The organism is Geomicrobium sp. JCM 19039, from assembly GCF_000698145.1.
GTDB lineage: Bacteria > Bacillota > Bacilli > Bacillales > Marinococcaceae > Geomicrobium_A.
On the sequence record NZ_BAXB01000002.1, the window covers coordinates 105603 to 123478 of the forward strand.

General features: G+C 44.7%; 16 protein-coding genes and 1 pseudogene. All 17 read left to right on the top strand.

Translation table 11 applies throughout. The annotated features are described in order from the left end of the window. Window positions 1–15: 15 nt before the first annotated feature. The 17 genes and pseudogenes from JCM19039_RS02680 to JCM19039_RS02750 all read left to right on the top strand — a co-directional run bounded on the left by JCM19039_RS02680 (window position 16) and on the right by JCM19039_RS02750 (window position 17754). Window positions 16–819, top strand: coding sequence for a chemotaxis protein CheB (locus tag JCM19039_RS02680; protein WP_052398453.1), 804 nt, complete (start codon window positions 16–18; stop codon window positions 817–819). Next, window positions 816–950, top strand: coding sequence for a chemotaxis protein CheB (locus tag JCM19039_RS26240; protein ID WP_193744126.1), 135 nt, complete (start codon window positions 816–818; stop codon window positions 948–950). Before JCM19039_RS02680 ends, JCM19039_RS26240 begins: the two co-directional genes overlap by 4 nt. Before the next feature lie 109 nt (window positions 951–1059). Next, a complete protein-coding gene (locus JCM19039_RS02685; RefSeq protein WP_042424111.1) occupies window positions 1060–1560 on the top strand; it encodes a chemotaxis protein CheD in 501 nt (166 codons plus the stop codon). 137 nt (window positions 1561–1697) lie between these two features. Continuing rightward, entirely contained in the window at window positions 1698–2357 is a 660-nt protein-coding gene (locus JCM19039_RS02690) for a FliA/WhiG family RNA polymerase sigma factor (RefSeq protein ID WP_304413202.1), read from the top strand. A gap of 20 nt (window positions 2358–2377) precedes the next feature. Then, window positions 2378–3607, top strand: a complete 1230-nt coding sequence (locus tag JCM19039_RS02695; protein WP_042423666.1) for a DUF342 domain-containing protein — start codon at window positions 2378–2380, stop codon at window positions 3605–3607. Between the two features lie 28 nt (window positions 3608–3635). Next, window positions 3636–3770 (top strand): hypothetical protein, encoded by a 135-nt coding sequence (locus JCM19039_RS26245; protein WP_255343613.1) that lies wholly within the window; start codon window positions 3636–3638, stop codon window positions 3768–3770. Window positions 3771–3786: 16 nt separating this feature from the next. Then, a complete protein-coding gene (locus JCM19039_RS02700) occupies window positions 3787–4212 on the top strand; it encodes a DUF6115 domain-containing protein (RefSeq protein WP_042423668.1) in 426 nt (141 codons plus the stop codon). 258 nt (window positions 4213–4470) lie between these two features. Further along, entirely contained in the window at window positions 4471–5214 is a 744-nt protein-coding gene (rpsB, locus tag JCM19039_RS02705) for a 30S ribosomal protein S2 (RefSeq protein ID WP_042423670.1), read from the top strand. An 89-nt stretch (window positions 5215–5303) separates the two neighbouring features. Beyond that, window positions 5304–6185: a translation elongation factor Ts gene (tsf, locus tag JCM19039_RS02710; protein WP_042423672.1), complete on the top strand. Its 882-nt coding sequence runs from the start codon at window positions 5304–5306 to the stop codon at window positions 6183–6185. A 75-nt stretch (window positions 6186–6260) separates the two neighbouring features. After that, window positions 6261–6980 carry a UMP kinase gene (pyrH, locus tag JCM19039_RS02715; RefSeq protein WP_042423675.1) on the top strand — a complete coding sequence of 240 codons (720 nt, stop codon included), beginning with the start codon at window positions 6261–6263 and terminating at the stop codon, window positions 6978–6980. Then, window positions 6980–7537 carry a ribosome recycling factor gene (frr, locus tag JCM19039_RS02720; RefSeq protein ID WP_042396861.1) on the top strand — a complete coding sequence of 186 codons (558 nt, stop codon included), beginning with the start codon at window positions 6980–6982 and terminating at the stop codon, window positions 7535–7537. Before pyrH ends, frr begins: the two co-directional genes overlap by 1 nt. Before the next feature lie 161 nt (window positions 7538–7698). Then, on the top strand, window positions 7699–8451 hold the full coding sequence (locus JCM19039_RS02725) for an isoprenyl transferase (RefSeq protein WP_042423677.1): 753 nt from the start codon (window positions 7699–7701) through the stop codon (window positions 8449–8451). A gap of 12 nt (window positions 8452–8463) precedes the next feature. Further along, window positions 8464–9262: pseudogene (locus JCM19039_RS22900) on the top strand (phosphatidate cytidylyltransferase). A gap of 17 nt (window positions 9263–9279) precedes the next feature. Then, window positions 9280–10419 carry a 1-deoxy-D-xylulose-5-phosphate reductoisomerase gene (locus JCM19039_RS02735; protein WP_042423680.1) on the top strand — a complete coding sequence of 380 codons (1140 nt, stop codon included), beginning with the start codon at window positions 9280–9282 and terminating at the stop codon, window positions 10417–10419. A gap of 20 nt (window positions 10420–10439) precedes the next feature. Then, window positions 10440–11699 carry an RIP metalloprotease RseP gene (rseP, locus tag JCM19039_RS02740; protein WP_042423683.1) on the top strand — a complete coding sequence of 420 codons (1260 nt, stop codon included), beginning with the start codon at window positions 10440–10442 and terminating at the stop codon, window positions 11697–11699. 31 nt (window positions 11700–11730) lie between these two features. After that, a complete protein-coding gene (locus tag JCM19039_RS02745) occupies window positions 11731–13395 on the top strand; it encodes a proline--tRNA ligase (RefSeq protein WP_042423686.1) in 1665 nt (554 codons plus the stop codon). Between the two features lie 63 nt (window positions 13396–13458). Beyond that, window positions 13459–17754: a PolC-type DNA polymerase III gene (locus tag JCM19039_RS02750; RefSeq protein ID WP_052398457.1), complete on the top strand. Its 4296-nt coding sequence runs from the start codon at window positions 13459–13461 to the stop codon at window positions 17752–17754. Window positions 17755–17876 lie beyond the last annotated feature (122 nt).

Genomic DNA, 17876 nt, shown 5'->3' on the forward strand with positions numbered 1-17876 from the left:
GCCCGAAATGGAAAAGTGGCATTAGAATTACTCGATCGTATTCATGTCGATGTAATGACGCTAGACATTGAAATGCCGGTTATGGATGGCTTGGAAACGCTCATCCAAGTGATGCACTCACACCCCTTGCCAGTCATCATGGTGAGTAGTCATACAGATAAAGGCGCCAAGAAAACGTTACAAGCGATGGAATATGGGGCAATTGATGTGGTGCTTAAACCAAGTCATCCAAAGGATTATCAAAAGGGTGAACTAGAGCAACAGTTGATCACAAAGCTGCTAGAGGCATCAAAAGTTGATGTGAAAAAACTGAGGGCGATTAGTAAACGAATGACGGGGCAACTTTCACCGCTCCCATTGCATGCTCCTAAAAAGACGATTATAGCCATCGGCACATCGACGGGAGGGCCAAGAGCTTTACAAGCGATATTAACGAGGTTGCCGAACACGTTTCCTTTTCCAATCGTCATCGTCCAGCATATGCCCGCACCCTTTACGAAAACATTCGCAGATCGACTTCACGGGATCACTTCTATCGGTGTACAAGAAGCGGTACACGATAAAAAACTCGAATCAGGGCGTGCATACATTGCCAAGGCAGGTGCACATTTGACAATTGAAGAAAAGGGAGGCGGGCTGTACATGTTTTGCGATGCTCCCCCAGATCCAGGGGAATACCACCGGCCATCGGTCAATCGACTATTTACGTCACTCTCACAAATATCCAATGTACAAGTGATGGCTTTTGTGCTGACAGGTATGGGGTCAGATGGTAAGGAAGGGGCAAAATCATTAAAAGAAAATGGCAATGCACCGTGATTGCTGAATCGAAAACGAGTGCGGTTGTCAACGGCATGCCAGGTGCAATTATTGAAGCGGGTTACGCAGATGCAGTGTGGTCGCTCGCAGAAATTATTGAGCAGTTGGCACAGATGACGGAGTCTGAATAGGTCTTTGCTCCTTATTTGGACTTTTATCTGATTTTCGGCAATATTTTCGTGGTACAATAGCATTATAAAATTAGTCAATTACAACAATTGAAAGAGTTGAGGAATGCCGATGATCACGCAAACATCTGTGCATGCGGGTATGGGGGAACTAGTGGTCGGTTGTGCACCACAAACGTTACGAGTCATTAGTCTAGGTTCTTGTATAGCTGTTTTTATGTATGCCGATGACAAGCCGTGTTCGATGCTTGCACACGTTGTGCTCCCTCAAGCGCCTGCACCAATCACAACCGATTATAAAGTGGCGAAATATGCCGATGTTGCCATTCCAAAAATGCGTCGTATGATGCTTGTGAATTTTCACGTGCAGGCCGACAAGATTCGCGTGAAGATTGCTGGAGGTGCACAAATGTTTGCAGCGTCACGAAATGACGCGCGTATTTTGCACATTGGAAAAAGAAATGAAATCGCAGTTATTGAAGCGTTGGACAAACTCTCCATCCCAATTATAGCGAGTGAAACAGGTGGTCATGACGGTCGAACTGTCATGTTTAATCCAGAAACGAAACAAATGGCAGTGCGAACAAGTACGCTTGGAACAAACTACTATTAACATTGATTAAGAAAGGAGGGAATTCGTGTGACTTCGAGTACGGCATTGGAAGAGGCGTGGCTCAAATGGCACGAACATAAAGACTCACAATCTGCAAACGACATTATCGAGCGTACCTCCCGCTTGTCGACTATCATGTGAACCGAATCGGTGCCTCATTGCCAAGGAATATGGAGCGTGAAGAGCTTCGGTCTCAAGGATTAATTGGATTGTACGATGCCCTCAATAAATTTGACATTCATCGTGACCTGAAGTTTGATACGTATGCATCTTTTCGCGTTCGCGGTGCGATTATTGATAGTTTGCGAAAGCAAGATTGGTTGCCTCGTTCAGCGAGAGAGAAGATGAAGCGAATTGATGAGTGTACAGAACAACTCGAACAAAAGTATGCAAGGCACGTGACCGAACACGACGTTGCTAAAGCATTAAACATGAGTGTGGATGATGTGTTAAAGACAACGGCAGACAGCTACTTTGCTAACTGGTTGTCCATTGATCAAGAAACAAAAGCAGACGGAGATAAAGAGGAAGCCTATCAATCGATGATTGCAGATCAGCAACAAGACATCCCTCATGAACGTTTCGAAAGGCAACTCGTCTATCGAGAGATTGAAGAAAGTATCGGTATGCTTGGTGAGAAAGAAAAGCTCGTCGTGTCTCTCTTTTACTTTGAAGAACTTACGCTAACAGAAATCGGCCAAACATTGCGCTTGTCCACATCAAGAATTTCACAAATTCATTCAAAAGCATTGTTTAAATTAAGGAAGGCATTGCGAAAAGAAATAGCGGTTCGTTAATACGATGGCGGGGGGATCCTATGAAGCTTGAGGATTGCTTTTTAATCAAGGTTACAAATGAGAATATGAAAGCCTCTTGTTATAAGCGAGGCATCATTAAAGAAGGTCAGAAGTTTCAAATGGAAGAATGGAAAGAATTTTTACATAGCCAAAACATCTCTCATGGTCACCTTGAAGAAGCAATTACCAAGTTGTGCGAACATCCTGAACTGCTCTCATACCCTGTTGTTGTTGCAAAAGGAACGGCGCCGAAAAAAGGCGAATCTGCATGGCTACATTATGTTCATGATGAAGATAACACAATAGCTCAAGAAGAAAATGCACACGAACGGACACGAGACTATAAGCACGTACTTACCATTCCAATGGCAGAACAAGGCGAAGTTGTGGCTAGAAAAGTGATGCCGACTGAAGGAGAGAGTGGTTCCACGCTATCTGGAGACCGAATTCCAGGTGTTTTAGGGAATGATTTCACGTTAAGAAATGGGAAAAATACGACCGTCGTTCAAGAACGCGGCGAAATTGTTGCTAATGTGAGCGGTCAACTGAGCATTGAAGGAAGACGAATACACGTGTACCCTGTGTATGAGGTGAACGGCGATATTTCCATGCAAACAGGAAATATTCGTTTTAATGGGAACGTTGTCATACGTGGTTCCGTGCCGTCAGGGTATCGCGTGGAGGCCAAAGGGGACGTTCGCATTACAGGTATTGTTGAAAGTGCGGATATCCACGCTGAAGGGTCGGTCTACATCCATCAAGGGATTGCTGCCCAAGGTAAAGGACGAGTGGTCGCGGGCTACAACATTGAATGTGGCTACATTAATCAAGGCATTGTCACAGCCGGAAATAACATCATTGTTTCCCAAAGCATTATACATAGTCGAGTGGATGCTGGACAATCCCTCATTTGCAACACGGGCAAAGGGAACATTATCGGCGGCAAGAATTCAGCGGGGAAGAACATCCGAGTTCGAGAAGCTGGCAATCACTTGAACACGCCAACAGCATTGTACATCGGCGTCAGTGAACAACGACTGAACAAAGAAAAAGAAGCGAAGCGAACGATTGAGCATGGCAAAGAGGAACTCAAAAAAACTTCAGCAACTCAAACATGTGATGGCACAAAAAGAAAAAGCACAAGGATTTCTAAGTATGAAAGACCGAGTGACCCGATTGCGCATTCGGAACACTATGGAAGATTGGATAACGAAAATTCATCTCGCCTCAGATACGATTCGAGAGATTGAAGACCAAAACACTTTTGGGGAGTCAGTCATGATTGTCGTTGAGAAAGCGACACATATGAATACAGTGGCGCATTTTGGCAAATACCGAAAAAGTGTTACGAAAACGAGACACGCCGCTGTTTTTCAACTAGATAATGGGGAGATTGTTCTCACATCAATGTAAGTGCGGAGGTGTAAGTATGTCCGGATGGGGGATTTTAAGCATCTTGCTTCATATCGTGACCATTCTCTTTGTCCTTTACTTGTATTATACGAAGCCAAAGGCGAGGTTTGGTGAAGATGCCGACGAGGTTGAACAGTTACTCATTAAATATACAGACGAGATGAAAGCAGACAATGATCGGGTGATCCACTATGTTAAACAAAAAGGGCTGATTGTAGACAACCCTGAACCAGAAGGAAAAGCGGCATTTAAAGACGTTCTTGAAGAAGTGGCTGCCGCTGACGAGTTTACTCAGATTGATGACGATACGCCTTTACACATTTCCAAAGAAGCGCAAGTGTTGCAAATGTACAAGGAAGGCTCGACTCCTGAAACGATTGCGAGAACGCTTGGGTTAGGGCACGGGGAAGTGAATTTAATGATTCGCCTTCATAATGGATAAAAGGAAATGGCTCGTTCTTCATCGCTTTAAACGAAAGCGCTTATAAGGAAGGCGAGCAACCGAGTCACCTCTTTGAATACGTTTGTGTCTATTAAGGAAATACTTTCACAACAACCTCTTGCTCTTTGTTTATTGTTTGTGGTATATTTACTGATGGTGTTAATACACACGCTTATGGATTCAAGAATCGGTGCCGTTTTAACGGTCGTTTTTGAAAGAGAAGTAAGCGGAGGTAAAAACCGAAGGAGGAAAAGAATCATGGCAGTTATTTCTATGAAGCAATTGTTAGAAGCAGGTGTTCATTTCGGACACCAAACACGTCGATGGAACCCGAAGATGGACCGTTACATCTTTACGGAGAGAAACGGAATTTACATCATCGACCTACAGAAGACCGTAAAGAAAGTGGACGAGTGCTACAAGTACGTTCGCGATCTTGCAGCTGACGGAGGGAAAGTTCTTTTCGTTGGTACGAAGAAGCAAGCACAAGACTCTGTTCGTGAAGAAGCTGAGCGTGCGGGAATGTACTATATTAACCAACGTTGGTTAGGTGGTACGCTTACGAACTTCGAAACAATTAAAAAGCGTATTAAGCGCCTAAAAGATCTTGAGAAGATGCAAGAAGACGGGACATTTGAAGTCCTTCCTAAAAAAGAAGTTATTTTACTTCAAAAAGAAATGGATCGCCTTGAGAAGTTCTTAGGTGGTATTAAGGACATGAAAGGTCTTCCTGACGCGATTTACATCGTTGATCCGCGTAAGGAGCGCATTGCTGTAGCAGAAGCGCACAAATTGAACATTCCAATTATCTCTATTGTTGACACGAACTGTGATCCGGATGAAATTGATTACGTGATTCCTGGAAACGACGATGCAATTCGTGCGGTACGCTTGCTCACATCAAAGATGGCAGACGCAATTGTTGAAGCTAGCCAAGGTGAGGAAGAAGAAGTAGCAAACGAAGAAGAAAAAGAAGCAGCTGTCACTGCAGCTGACGAATAATAAACGACTGAAGAGGGGTGACAAGGGTGATACCCTTGTACCCCTTTTTTCATGAACAGATTGACCAATTATAAGGAGGACGATTCGAAATGGCTATTTCAGCTAAGCTCGTAAAAGAACTCCGCGAAAAAACAGGCGCGGGTATGATGGATTGCAAAAAAGCACTTACAGAAACAGATGGAGACATGGATGCAGCAGTGGCTTACCTTCGTGAGAAGGGCATCGCTAAAGCAGCGAAGAAAGCAGACCGTGTCGCTGCAGAAGGTCTTACGAAAGTAGAAGTCAAAGGAAACAAAGCAGTTATTGTTGAAATCAATGCTGAAACAGACTTTGTTGCGAAAAACGAAGGTTTCTTGAACCTCGTCGATACGATTGCGAACCACCTGCTTGATCACGAGCCAGCAGACGTTGACGCTGCATTGCAAACGACGATGAGCTCTGGAGAAACATTAGAGACGTATATTACGGACCAGATTGCAAAGATCGGTGAAAAAATTTCACTTCGTCGTTTCACGATTGCTGAAAAAGACGACAACAGTGTGTTTGGCGCGTACTTGCACATGGGTGGTAAGATTGGTGTACTTTCTGTCGTTGAAGGAACTACAGAAGAGCAAATTGCAAAAGATATTTCCATGCATGTTGCTGCCATTAACCCAAGGTATTCAAGCCGTGACAGCGTTCCTGCTGAAGAAGTGGACCAAGAGCGTGAGATTCTTAAGCAACAAGCACTCAACGAAGGCAAGCCAGAGAAGATTGTTGAAAAAATGGTTGAAGGCCGTTTGAAGAAATTCTTTGAGCAAGTCGTTCTTATTGATCAGCCATTCGTTAAAGACGGTGACCAAACTGTTGAAGATTTCTTGAAGAGCAAAGGTGCGACCGTTTCTTCGTTTGTTCGTTATGAAGTAGGCGAAGGCATCGAGAAGCGCGAAGACAACTTCGCTGACGAAGTCATGTCTCAAGTGAAAAAATAATTGATAGGGAACACGAAGGTGTTCCCTATTTTACAATCAATTGTATTGAAGCAATTCGTTAACTGGAGGAGCAGCATGCATACTTATGAGCGCGTGATTCTGAAATTAAGCGGGGAAGCATTAGCGGGAGAACAAGGGTACGGCATTGAGCCGGCCATGATTCAATCCATCGCAGAACAGATCAAAGATGTCGTGAAGTTAGGAACAGAAGTAGCTGTCGTTGTTGGAGCTGGGAACATCTGGAGAGGGATGGCTGGAAGTTCAAAAGGCATGGACCGAGCAACAGCAGATTACATGGGGATGCTTGCAACCGTTATGAATGCATTGGCGTTGCAAGATAGCCTTGAGGATATTGAAGTGGAAAGTCGTGTGCAAACGAGCATTGAAATGAGACAAGTGGCTGAACCGTACATTCGTCGCAAAGCCATTCGACACCTTGAAAAGAAACGTGTCGTGATCTTCGCTGGTGGTACAGGTAATCCATATTTCACTACGGATACAACTGCAGCACTTCGCGCTGCAGAGATTGAAGCCGATGTAATTCTCATGGCGAAAAACAAAGTCGATGGTGTGTATAGCGCAGACCCGTTTAAAGATGAAAATGCTGTAAAGTATAAAGAATTGTCGTATTTAGACGTGCTAAAAGACGGATTAGGTGTTATGGATTCCACTGCCTCATCCCTTTGCATGGATAATGACATTCCGCTGCTCGTCTTTTCCATTACTGAAGAAGGAAATATTAAACGTGCGGTTCAAGGTGAAGACATCGGAACCGTCGTAAGGGGGAATTCTTAATGTCATCTGAAGTCATGCAAGATGCAAAAACAAGAATGCAAAAAGCGGTAGATGCGCTTCACCGTGAGCTTGCGACATTACGAGCAGGACGTGCGAACCCAGCACTTCTCGATAAAGTACTTGTAAGCTATTATGGAATGGATACACCGCTGAACCAAATTGCTACAGTAAGTGTGCCTGAAGGTCGTTTGCTAGTTGTTTCTCCATTTGACAAGTCATCGATTGCTGAAATTGAAAAGGCGATTCAAAAAGCTGATCTTGGTCTTACTCCGAACAATGATGGTTCAGTCATTCGCATTACGATTCCAGCACTCACTGAAGAACGGAGAAAAGAGCTGGCCAAGCTTGTGCGCAAGTATGCAGAAGATGCTCGTGTTTCTGTCCGCAACATTCGTCGTGATGGAAATGACCAACTTAAAAAGCAAGAAAAAGATGGAGACATTACTGAAGACGAATCCCGTCGTGCACAAGATGATGTGCAAAAGCTGACGAATGATTTCGTAAAAGCGGTGGACGAAGCAGCCGAAGCAAAAGAAGAAGAAATTATGGAAGTGTAAATTGTGACAAACCCCTGTCCAAGATAAAACCCTCTACGTTTTTCAGGGGGTTTTATCTTGTATTGTGAGGGATTGTTTTATAAAATATAATTTCCTTATTCGCTTTTTGTCAGGCCGACGAGGGTACCGAGTATTTTACGAACACGAGGCTGGTGCGTACAATGTTGGAGAGATTTTTAAAGAAACAAAATGAATCTCAAGCAGAGGATTTAACCTCTGAGGTCCCTAAGCACGTAGCGATTGTCATGGATGGTAACGGCAGGTGGGCCACAAGGCAGGGACTGCCGAGAAACATCGGTCATCGTGAAGGAATGAAGAAGATTCATGAAGTAGCCAAAGCAGCGGATGATCTTGGCGTAGAGATTTTGACGCTGTTTGCATTTTCAACAGAAAATTGGGGCAGACCGAAGAACGAAGTTGATTTTATCCTTCGCCTTCCGCAACGGTTTTTATCAAGTGAACTGCCGAAACTGCAAAAAAATAATGTGTGTGTGAAGATTATTGGTTCAGCGAATGAGCTGCCTGAACATACACAAGTGGCAGTGAACCGAGCAGCTGAAGAAACGAAGCATAACACGGGAATTGTCCTTAACCTTGCATTGAATTACGGTGGACGGGCAGAAATCACCCAGGCCGTACGAAAGCTATGTGAAGATGTTGAACAAGGTAAAAAACAAGCGAGTGACATTACAGAACAACACATTGAAGACTATCTATTTACTTCAGAAATCCCTGATCCGGACTTGTTCATTCGTACGAGTGGTGAACTGCGTTTAAGTAACTTTATGCTTTGGCAAATGGCATATAGTGAATTTGTGTTTACAGACGTCCTGTGGCCAGAATTCTCAAGGCAAGATTTCTTTGAGGCCGTTGATATCTATCAAAAGCGGAAGCGCCGATACGGCAGCATTTAAGGAGAGGCTCATATGAAGCTTAGAGTATTAACAGCAATTGTAGGGCTTGCCGTGCTGCTTGTGCCATTAATTATCGGCGGCCCGGCGTTTAGTATACTTGTCGCCGCGATGACGATCGTTGGTGTACTTGAATTGCTTAGAATGAATCAAATCCCAATGGTCTCACTACCGTCTTTGCTTGGTGTGAGTGCATCACTCGTCTTATTGTTTACTGGCCCTGGGTTAGAAAGGTTTGCAAATGAATCGACCCTTGCGCTTTTGATTGTTATATTTATTCTCTTGTTGCTCGTTACCTTTTTTACAAATAACCGGTTTCATTTTGGAATCGCAGCGTTTGTTGCGTTCTCAGCTCTGTATGTCGGCATGGGATTTCATTTCTTTTACGCAGCAAGAGTGGACATGGGTCTTGAATACATATTTTTTTGTTTTGCTTGCCATCTGGGCAACAGACACAGGAGCATACTTGTTTGGGAAGCGGTTTGGTCGCAACAAATTATCCCCGAATGTTTCTCCGAATAAAACGATTGAAGGCGCCCTTGGTGGGCTCGTTTTGGCACTTGTGGTCGGCATTATCTTTAGTTTTATTTGGCCACCATATGACATGCCACTCATCACGATCATCGCGCTTATCGTCATTAGCATTGCTGCCCAATGTGGGGATCTCGTTGAATCTGCGTTTAAACGTTATTACGAAGTGAAAGATTCAGGAAAGATTCTACCTGGACATGGTGGGGTGCTTGACCGATTTGACAGTCTTTTTGTTCGTTTTTCCGCTACTTTATGTTCTAACTGTCATTTTCTAGATGTATGATTGAGGAGGAGAAACATATGAAAAAGATTGCCGTTATCGGCTCAACGGGTTCAATTGGAACGCAAACGCTAGACGTCATCAGAGAGCATCCGGACCAGTTTACAGTACACACCCTTGCTTGCGGACGGAACATCGATTTGCTAAAACAGCAAATTGCTGCCTTCGAACCTGAAGTGGTCATTATTGGACGAGTTGAAGATTTGCCTAAATTAAAAGGTCATCTCGGTCACGCACGTGCGTACGCTGGCGAAGAAGCATTGGTCGAAGCGGCCGCGCACAGTGACGTAGATTTTGTGATGAATGCGATGGTAGGTGCTAGAGGACTTCTTCCGACGATGGCAGCCGCTAAGGCAGGTAAAAAGATCGGGATTGCCAATAAAGAAACACTCGTTACCGCAGGTCACCTTGTCACACAAACGTGTCGTGAGCACGGAGCAGAATTAATTGCGGTTGATAGTGAGCATTCAGCCATCTTACAAAGTTTACAAGGGAGTAACCTGAGTGAAGTTGAGCGAATTATCGTTACCGCTTCTGGAGGAAGTTTTCGAGATTGGTCGTACGAGCAGTTAAAAACAGCAACACCAAGTGATGCACTCAAACATCCGAATTGGTCAATGGGACAAAAAGTTACGATTGATTCGGCAACGATGATGAACAAAGGTCTTGAAGTGATTGAGGCTCATTGGTTGTTCGGTCTACCTTACGAAAAGATCGACGTTGTCATCCACCGTGAAAGCATTATCCACTCCCTCGTTGAGTATATCGACAAGAGTGTCATTGCTCAGCTTGGAAGCCCCGACATGAAAGTCGCCATTCAATATGCACTCACTTATCCAAATCGACTTGAACTCGGTGGGACAGAAAGGTTAAACTTATTGGAAGTAGGCAAACTGCATTTTGAGGCGTATGATCAAAACAAACATCGTTGTTTAGATTTGTCCATCGGTGCGGGTAAAGCAGGTGGGTCGATGCCAACGGTGTTAAATGCAGCAAATGAAGTTGCAGTCGAGCTTTTCTTACAGGAGAAAGTATCGTTTTTAGGCATTGCTGACATAGTAGAAAAGGCGCTTGAAACGCACGACAAAATCTCGCAACCTTCCATTGAAGATGTACTGGCTGTTGATGAAGAGACGAGAAAACGTGTAAGAGCGCTATGAACAGATAAGGTGGGAAGCATGTGCAAACGCTCATAGCCGTTATCATTATTTTTGGGTTGATCGTAGCGATTCACGAATGGGGTCATCTGTACTTTGCCAAGAAAATGGGCATCCTCTGTCGTGAATTTGCGATTGGCTTTGGACCGAAGTTGTATTCAAAGAAAAAGAATGAAACGCTCTATACGATTCGCCTTTTTCCAATAGGTGGGTTTGTTCGAATGGCAGGGGAAGACCCCGAATCGGTTACGATCAAACCAGGCTATGAGATTGGGCTTACATTTAACGATGAAGACAAAGTAAAAGAAATTATCGTCAACAATAAAGCGAAACATCCGAATGCGAAGATCGTGTCGGTCGAAAGAATTGACCTTGAGCATGAGATGATGATTGAAGCTTATGGAGATGAAGACGAAGGACTCGTCCGTTTCGAAGTGGATCGCCAAGCAGACTTGATCGTTGATGAAGAAAGAGATCAACTCGCACCGTGGGACCGACAGTTTGGCTCCAAAAAGCCATGGCAAAAAGCCGTAGCAATTTTTGCAGGTCCGCTAATGAATTTCGTGCTTGCTATTTTATTGTTCGTGACGTACAACGTCATGGAAGGCGTGCCAGTTCCGATCGTTGACCAAGTGATGGAAGGCTCTCCTGCTGAAGACGTCGGTCTTGCTCCAGGGGACGAAGTGTTGTCGATTAACGGTGAAGAAATTACGTCTTGGGGTGAGATGTCAGAAACGATTCAATCGAATCCTGGTGAAGAATTATCGTTTCATATTGAACGTGCTGACAGTTCTCAAGAAACGATCCTCATTTCACCCGACAGTATTTATCAAGAACCACTCGATGAATACTTTGGACAAATTGGTGTCGTCCCTCAATCTGAAGTATCGTTTATGCTCGTCATTACAGATAGCTTCGTGAAGCTGTGGGATGTTGTTGAGCTCATTGCAGATGTACTGTCACTCATCTTTACCGGTGAGTTCTCCATTGACATGCTTGCGGGTCCTGTTGGAATTTACGACTACACCGGAGAAGTTGTGCAAATGGGGTACGAAATGCTGTTCTTCTGGGCAGGCATACTCAGTGTGAATATCGGGATTATGAACTTGTTGCCAATCCCTGCACTTGATGGCGGGCGTCTCGTCTTTATTGGACTAGAAGCCATTCGTGGAAAGCCATTAGACCCAGGAAAAGAAGGGATGGCTCACTTTGTGGGATTTGCCCTCTTAATGCTTCTTGTAATAATGGTAACGTGGAACGACATTACACGTCTTTTCTTATAGATGAGACAGTCAAAAAAGTGAGTTGAATGCGATGAGACAACAGACATTTTTTAGTCCAACAATGCGAGATGTACCTGCTGATGCTGAGGCGGTCAGTCACCAGCTGATGCTTCGTGCAGGGTTGATTCGACAAAACGCTGCTGGAATTTATTCATATTTGCCGCTTGGTCAGCGGATGATCCAAAAAATCCAAACGGTCGTGCGTGAGGAAATGGACAGTACAGGCGCTCAAGAACTGTTGATGCCAGCAATTCAACCTGCAGAACTATGGGAAGAATCCGGGCGATTGCAAGATTACGGACCTGAGCTAGTACGCTTGCATGACCGTCACGAGCGACCTTTCGTTCTCGGTCCAACCCATGAAGAAGTGATTACATCACTCGTCCGTGACGGTGTGACGAGTTACAAACGCTTGCCGATGAATTTATACCAAATTCAAACGAAGTATCGCGATGAACGGCGCCCACGGTTTGGGTTGCTTCGCGGTCGTGAGTTTATTATGAAAGACAGCTATTCATTTAGCCTTACAGAAGAAGAGCTCGACGAAGAATACTGGCGGATGTTTGCGACGTATGAGCGAATCTTTTCCCGACTTGGCTTGAACTTTAGAGCGGTTGAAGCGGACGGTGGGGCAATTAGTGGTTCATCAGGTCAGACTCATGAATTTCAGGCACTCGCTGATATTGGTGAAGATACAATCGCCTATTCAGATGGATCGAACTTCGCAGCAAACATTGAAATTGCCGCGACGCATCCGCCGTCAACGGACCGGGTGGGTGATGAGCAACCGCTTTTGAAAACGGCACGAACAACAGTGGAGAATCAGGAACAGTCTGCTGTTGCTACGTCAACGCTCTTTTTTGTGGAAGACGCACCAGTACTTGCCGTCACACAAAAAGGCGATGACATTAGCGACGTTAAATTAGGGGCTGCACTTGGCAGCATTGATGTTGTAGAAGCGTCCATTGACCAAGTTCAATCGCTATTCAATATCCAATCAAATAATGACTTAGGACCAGTAAATGTGCCAAGCGATGTGCGCGTTCTGTTTGATCATCGCCTCGAGCCTTTTGAGAGTTTGATCGCTGGGGCAAACGAGACAGGACAAGCCTACGTGCACGTGAATGCAAAGCGCGATGTGACAGACTATACATTTGCCGATATTCGTCTCATTAAAGAAGGAGACCCGTCACCAGATGGCAAAGGCACGATCCAATTTGCACAAGGGATTGAGATTGGACAAGTGTTCAAGTTAGGGACGAAGTACTCTGAGACGTTAAAAGCAGAAGTGTTAGATGACAATGGACGCTCTACACCACTTACGATGGGGTGTTATGGCATTGGCATTAGCCGAACGCTAGCAGCGATTGTTGAACAACATCACGATGAGCGAGGCATTGCTTGGCCGAAAGAAGCGGCACCGTTTGATGTTCATTTGCTCGTCTTAAATGCAAAAAATGAAGAACAAGTGGCGTTGAGTGATACGCTCTATGAAACATTAAAAACGGCAAACTATGATGTATTATACGATGATCGAAAAGAAAGAGCAGGCGTGAAGTTCAATGATAGTGATCTTTTTGGATTGCCAGTTCGCATCTCCGTTGGAAAACGGGCGGGAGAAGGCATTGTGGAAGTGAAGGATCGTAAATCAGGGGATATGATGAGGTTCACGTTGATGAGCTACTGGATTTCTTAAACAAATAAAGAACAGAGAGGGCTGACCAACGTCCTCTCTGTTCTTGTCTGAGGAGGGGGAGCAATGGACGAGAGGATGAGGGAAGATCGCTTTTTGCTGTTACTCGAGCAGATCGGCATGAGTGATGATCCGTTTGCAAAAGAACTTCAAGACGGTAAGATTACCCGACTTGAAGTGAATCGCGCACAAAAGCACTGGCAATTTCACTTGCAAGTGAAAAAACCGGTTAGCGCAAGCGTGATTCAACTATTAAATGAAAAGCTAAAATCTGCGTTTCAAGAGATTGCAGCTGTTGGCTTTTCGATTCGTTATGAAGCAGGGGAATTAAAGAAAGAAGACATTGAACCGTATTGGCAGGCGATTGTCCAAAAAGCAGAACAAATCCCTGACCATACTCGCATAAAGCTCGAGCGTTCCGTTCCGAAAGTGAACGAACGCGGCATATTGTTACGTTGTTTGAGTGAAGCAGAAGCAAATTCTCTCGAACGACAAGTAAAGGCGCAACTTGAGAAGGCGATCGCACAAGTTGGCTTTGAACGGGTAAACCTTGACACATATGTGGAGGCGAGCTCTGAAGAAGAAGAACGATTCATCCAAAAGAAACAAGAAGAAGATCAAACGAAGGTCATTGAGGCAATGATGGAGAGGCAAAAGCTAGAAAAAGAGAGCGGTGCAAAACTCCAGCACCAGCCTTTACAGCTAGGTTATCCGATTAAGGACGAAGCCGTCCAACTTACATCAATTCAAGATGAAGAACGACGTGTGACGATTGAAGGGTATGTGTTTGACGTAGAAACACGGGAGCTTAGAAGCGGACGCTTATTGCTCACTGCGAAACTGACCGACTATAGTGATTCACTGCTCGTGAAGATGTTCTCAAGAGACAAAGAGGACATTCCGATGATGCAACAACTAAAAAAAGGCATGTGGATTAAAGCAAGAGGTAGCATTCAAAACGATACATTCGTTCGAGATTTAGTCATGATCGCCAACGATATGCTTGAGATTAAAGTGAGTGAGCGGATGGACGAATCGCCAGAAGGGGAGCGGCGTGTCGAACTGCATACGCATACGCTTATGAGTCAAATGGATGCAACAGTGAGTGCTTCTGAACTTGTCGCTCAAGCGGCTAAGTGGGGTCATGAAGCGATTGGCATCACGGACCACGGTGTGGTTCAAGCGTTTCCTGAAGCTCATGCAGCTGCGAAAAAGCACGACATTAAGCTGTTGTATGGGATGGAAGCAAACATTGTTGATGACGGAGTGCCGATTGCGTACAACGAGAGTGATCGCCACTTGTTAGATGATGAATTTGTCGTTTTTGACGTGGAGACGACAGGGCTATCGGCCGTGTACGATACAATTATTGAACTGGCAGCCGTCAAAATCGTGAATGGTGAAATTGTGGAGCGGTATGAATCGTTTGCCAACCCCCACGTGCCACTGACCGCAAAAATTACCGAACTTACCGGAATTACTGATAAGATGCTTGAGGATGCCCCTGAAGTAAGTCAAGTGCTTGAAGAATTTCATCGTTTTGTTGGGGATAGCGGTCTCGTTGCTCATAATGCGAGTTTTGATATCGGCTTTATTAACGCAGGCAATAAAAAGGTGAACCTTCCAGAGATTACAAATCCGGTCGTTGATACGCTGGAGCTCGCCCGCTTTTTGTATCCGAATTTAAGAAACCACCGGCTCAACACGCTTTGTAAAATGTTTGATATTGAGCTTGTGAGCCACCACCGTGCCATCTATGATACAGAGGCCACTGCATATTTGTTTTACCGATTATCCAAAGACGCAGAAGAGCAAAACATGACGATTCACCGCCAGTTAAATGATAACTTAGGCCAAGGAGATTTTTATAAAAACCGACCGTCACATTGTACCATTCATGTGTTAAATCAAACCGGGTTGAAAAACTTGTATACGCTCGTTTCTTTATCACACCTCCACTATTTCCACCGGACACCTCGAATTCCTAGATCTAAATTGAAACAACACCGCGAAGGGTTGTACATTGGATCGGGTTGTGAAAAAGGGGAAGTGTTTGAGGCGGTCATGCAGAAGTCACCGGAAGAAGCAGAAAAAGCCGCAAAGTTTTATGATTATATCGAGATTCAACCGCCTGACCTTTATATGCATCTGATTGAAAAAGAAATCATTCGCACGGAAGCACAGCTGTACGATGTGCTACGCAAATTGAATGATTTAGGGAAGAAACTTGATAAACCTGTAATTGCTACGGGTAATGTGCATTATTTAGAGCCAAGAGACCGGGTATATCGCAAGATTCTCATTGGCTCGCAAGGTGGAGCAAACCCACTGAACAATCAAACGTTACCGAAAGCCCACTTTCGCACCACTTCTGAAATGCTCGACGCATTATCTTTTCTAGGTGAAGAAGCGGCAAGACAAGCCGTTATCGAGCAACCGAAAGCGCTCGTCCAACGTGCTGAAGACATTCAACCCGTGCCTGACGACTTGTATACGCCAAACATTGATGGCGCAGAAGATGAGATGCGCGACATTACGTACGGCAGAGCGAAAGAAATATATGGTGAAGATTTGCCAGAAATCGTGGAAGCACGGCTGAATAAAGAATTGGATAGCATCATCGGTCACGGGTTTGCGGTCATCTATTTGATTTCACAAAAGCTCGTAAAACGATCACTAGAGGATGGCTATCTCGTAGGTTCAAGAGGGTCGGTCGGCTCTTCATTTGTTGCCACAATGTCAGAGATTACCGAAGTGAATCCGCTCCCGCCACATTACGTCTGCCCAAGTTGCACTCACTCCATCTTTTTCGACGATGGTAGTGTGGCATCGGGCTATGACTTGCCGAAGAAACCGTGTGAGCAGTGCGGAGAAATGTATGCGCGTGACGGTCAAGACATTCCATTTGAAACGTTTCTCGGGTTCAAAGGAGATAAAGTCCCCGATATTGACTTGAACTTCTCCGGTGAATATCAGCCACGGGCCCACGCATATACGAGAGATTTATTTGGGGAAGAGAATGTGTACCGTGCAGGAACGATTGGGACCGTTGCGGAAAAAACAGCGTATGGTTATGTACGTGGCTATCAAAATGACCATGGTTTGCACTATAGAGGGGCAGAAGTTGATCGATTGGTGAGCGGGTGTACCGGTGTGAAGCGGACAACAGGACAGCACCCTGGAGGAATTATTGTCGTCCCCGATGATTATGATATTCATGACTTCTCGCCAGTGCAATATCCAGCTGATGATAAAAATGCGACGTGGAAAACGACCCACTTTGACTTTCATTCCATTCATGATAACTTGCTCAAATTGGATATACTCGGCCACGATGATCCGACGGTTATTCGCATGCTTCAAGACTTAAGTGGCATGGATCCCAAGGACATCCCCATTGATGATCCTGACGTAATGAAAATCTTTGAAGGACCAGAAATTTTAGGGGTAACGTCAGATCAGATTATGTGCAAAACGGGAACGTTTGGCATCCCAGAGTTTGGGACCCGTTTCGTTCGACAAATGTTGGAGGAAACGAAACCACAAACCTTTTCTGAGCTTCTGCAAATCTCCGGTCTATCCCACGGCGCCGATGTGTGGCTCGGAAATGCAGAGGAACTGATTCGTGACGGGATTTGTGAATTAAAAGATGTGATTGGTTTACGAGATAATATTATGGTAAACCTTATTTACAAAGGGTTAGAACCAGGCCTTGCTTTTAAGATTACGGAGTTTGTGCGTAAAGGGAAAGGGTTACAAGACGAGTGGATTGAAGAGATGAGAAAGCACAATGTGCCGGAGTGGTACATTAATTCTTGTTTGAAGATCAAATACATGTTTCCGAAGGCCCACGCTGCAGCTTATGTTCTCATGGCTGTAAGGATTGCCTACTTCAAAGTGCATCATCCGATTCTGTTTTATGCGGCGTACTTTAGTGTAAGGGCGAGCGACTTTGAATTGGACACGATGCAAAAAGGCGGAACGGCAATCCGTGCGCGCATCGAAGATATTCAGCAAAAAGGTTTTGATGCGTCTCCGAAAGAAAAAAACCTTGTCACCGTTCTTGAACTCGCTTTGGAAATGTGTGAGCGAGGTTTTGCGTTCCGCGACGTTGATTTATACCGCTCGGAAGCGACCCATTTTCTAGTGGATGAAGATGGTTTGATCCCACCATTCGGTGCTCTTGAAGGTGTTGGATCAAATGCCGCAAAGAACATTGTGGAAGCGAGGCAAGGTGGAGAGTTTTTGTCGAAAGAAGATTTGCAGCAACGTAGCAAAGCGACAAAAACCGTCATCGAGCATCTCGACCAAAGCGGAGCGTTGGAAGGATTGCCAGATTCCAATCAGCTTTCTTTGTTCTAATTTGCATTGTTTGCCATTTTGGTTTATACTAATTTTTGGTGACAAACGGATAAGTTTTAAGAAAGAGTGGGGCTTCCCCACTCTTTCTTGTACGTTTAATGTGCTTTTATAAGAGGCATCGA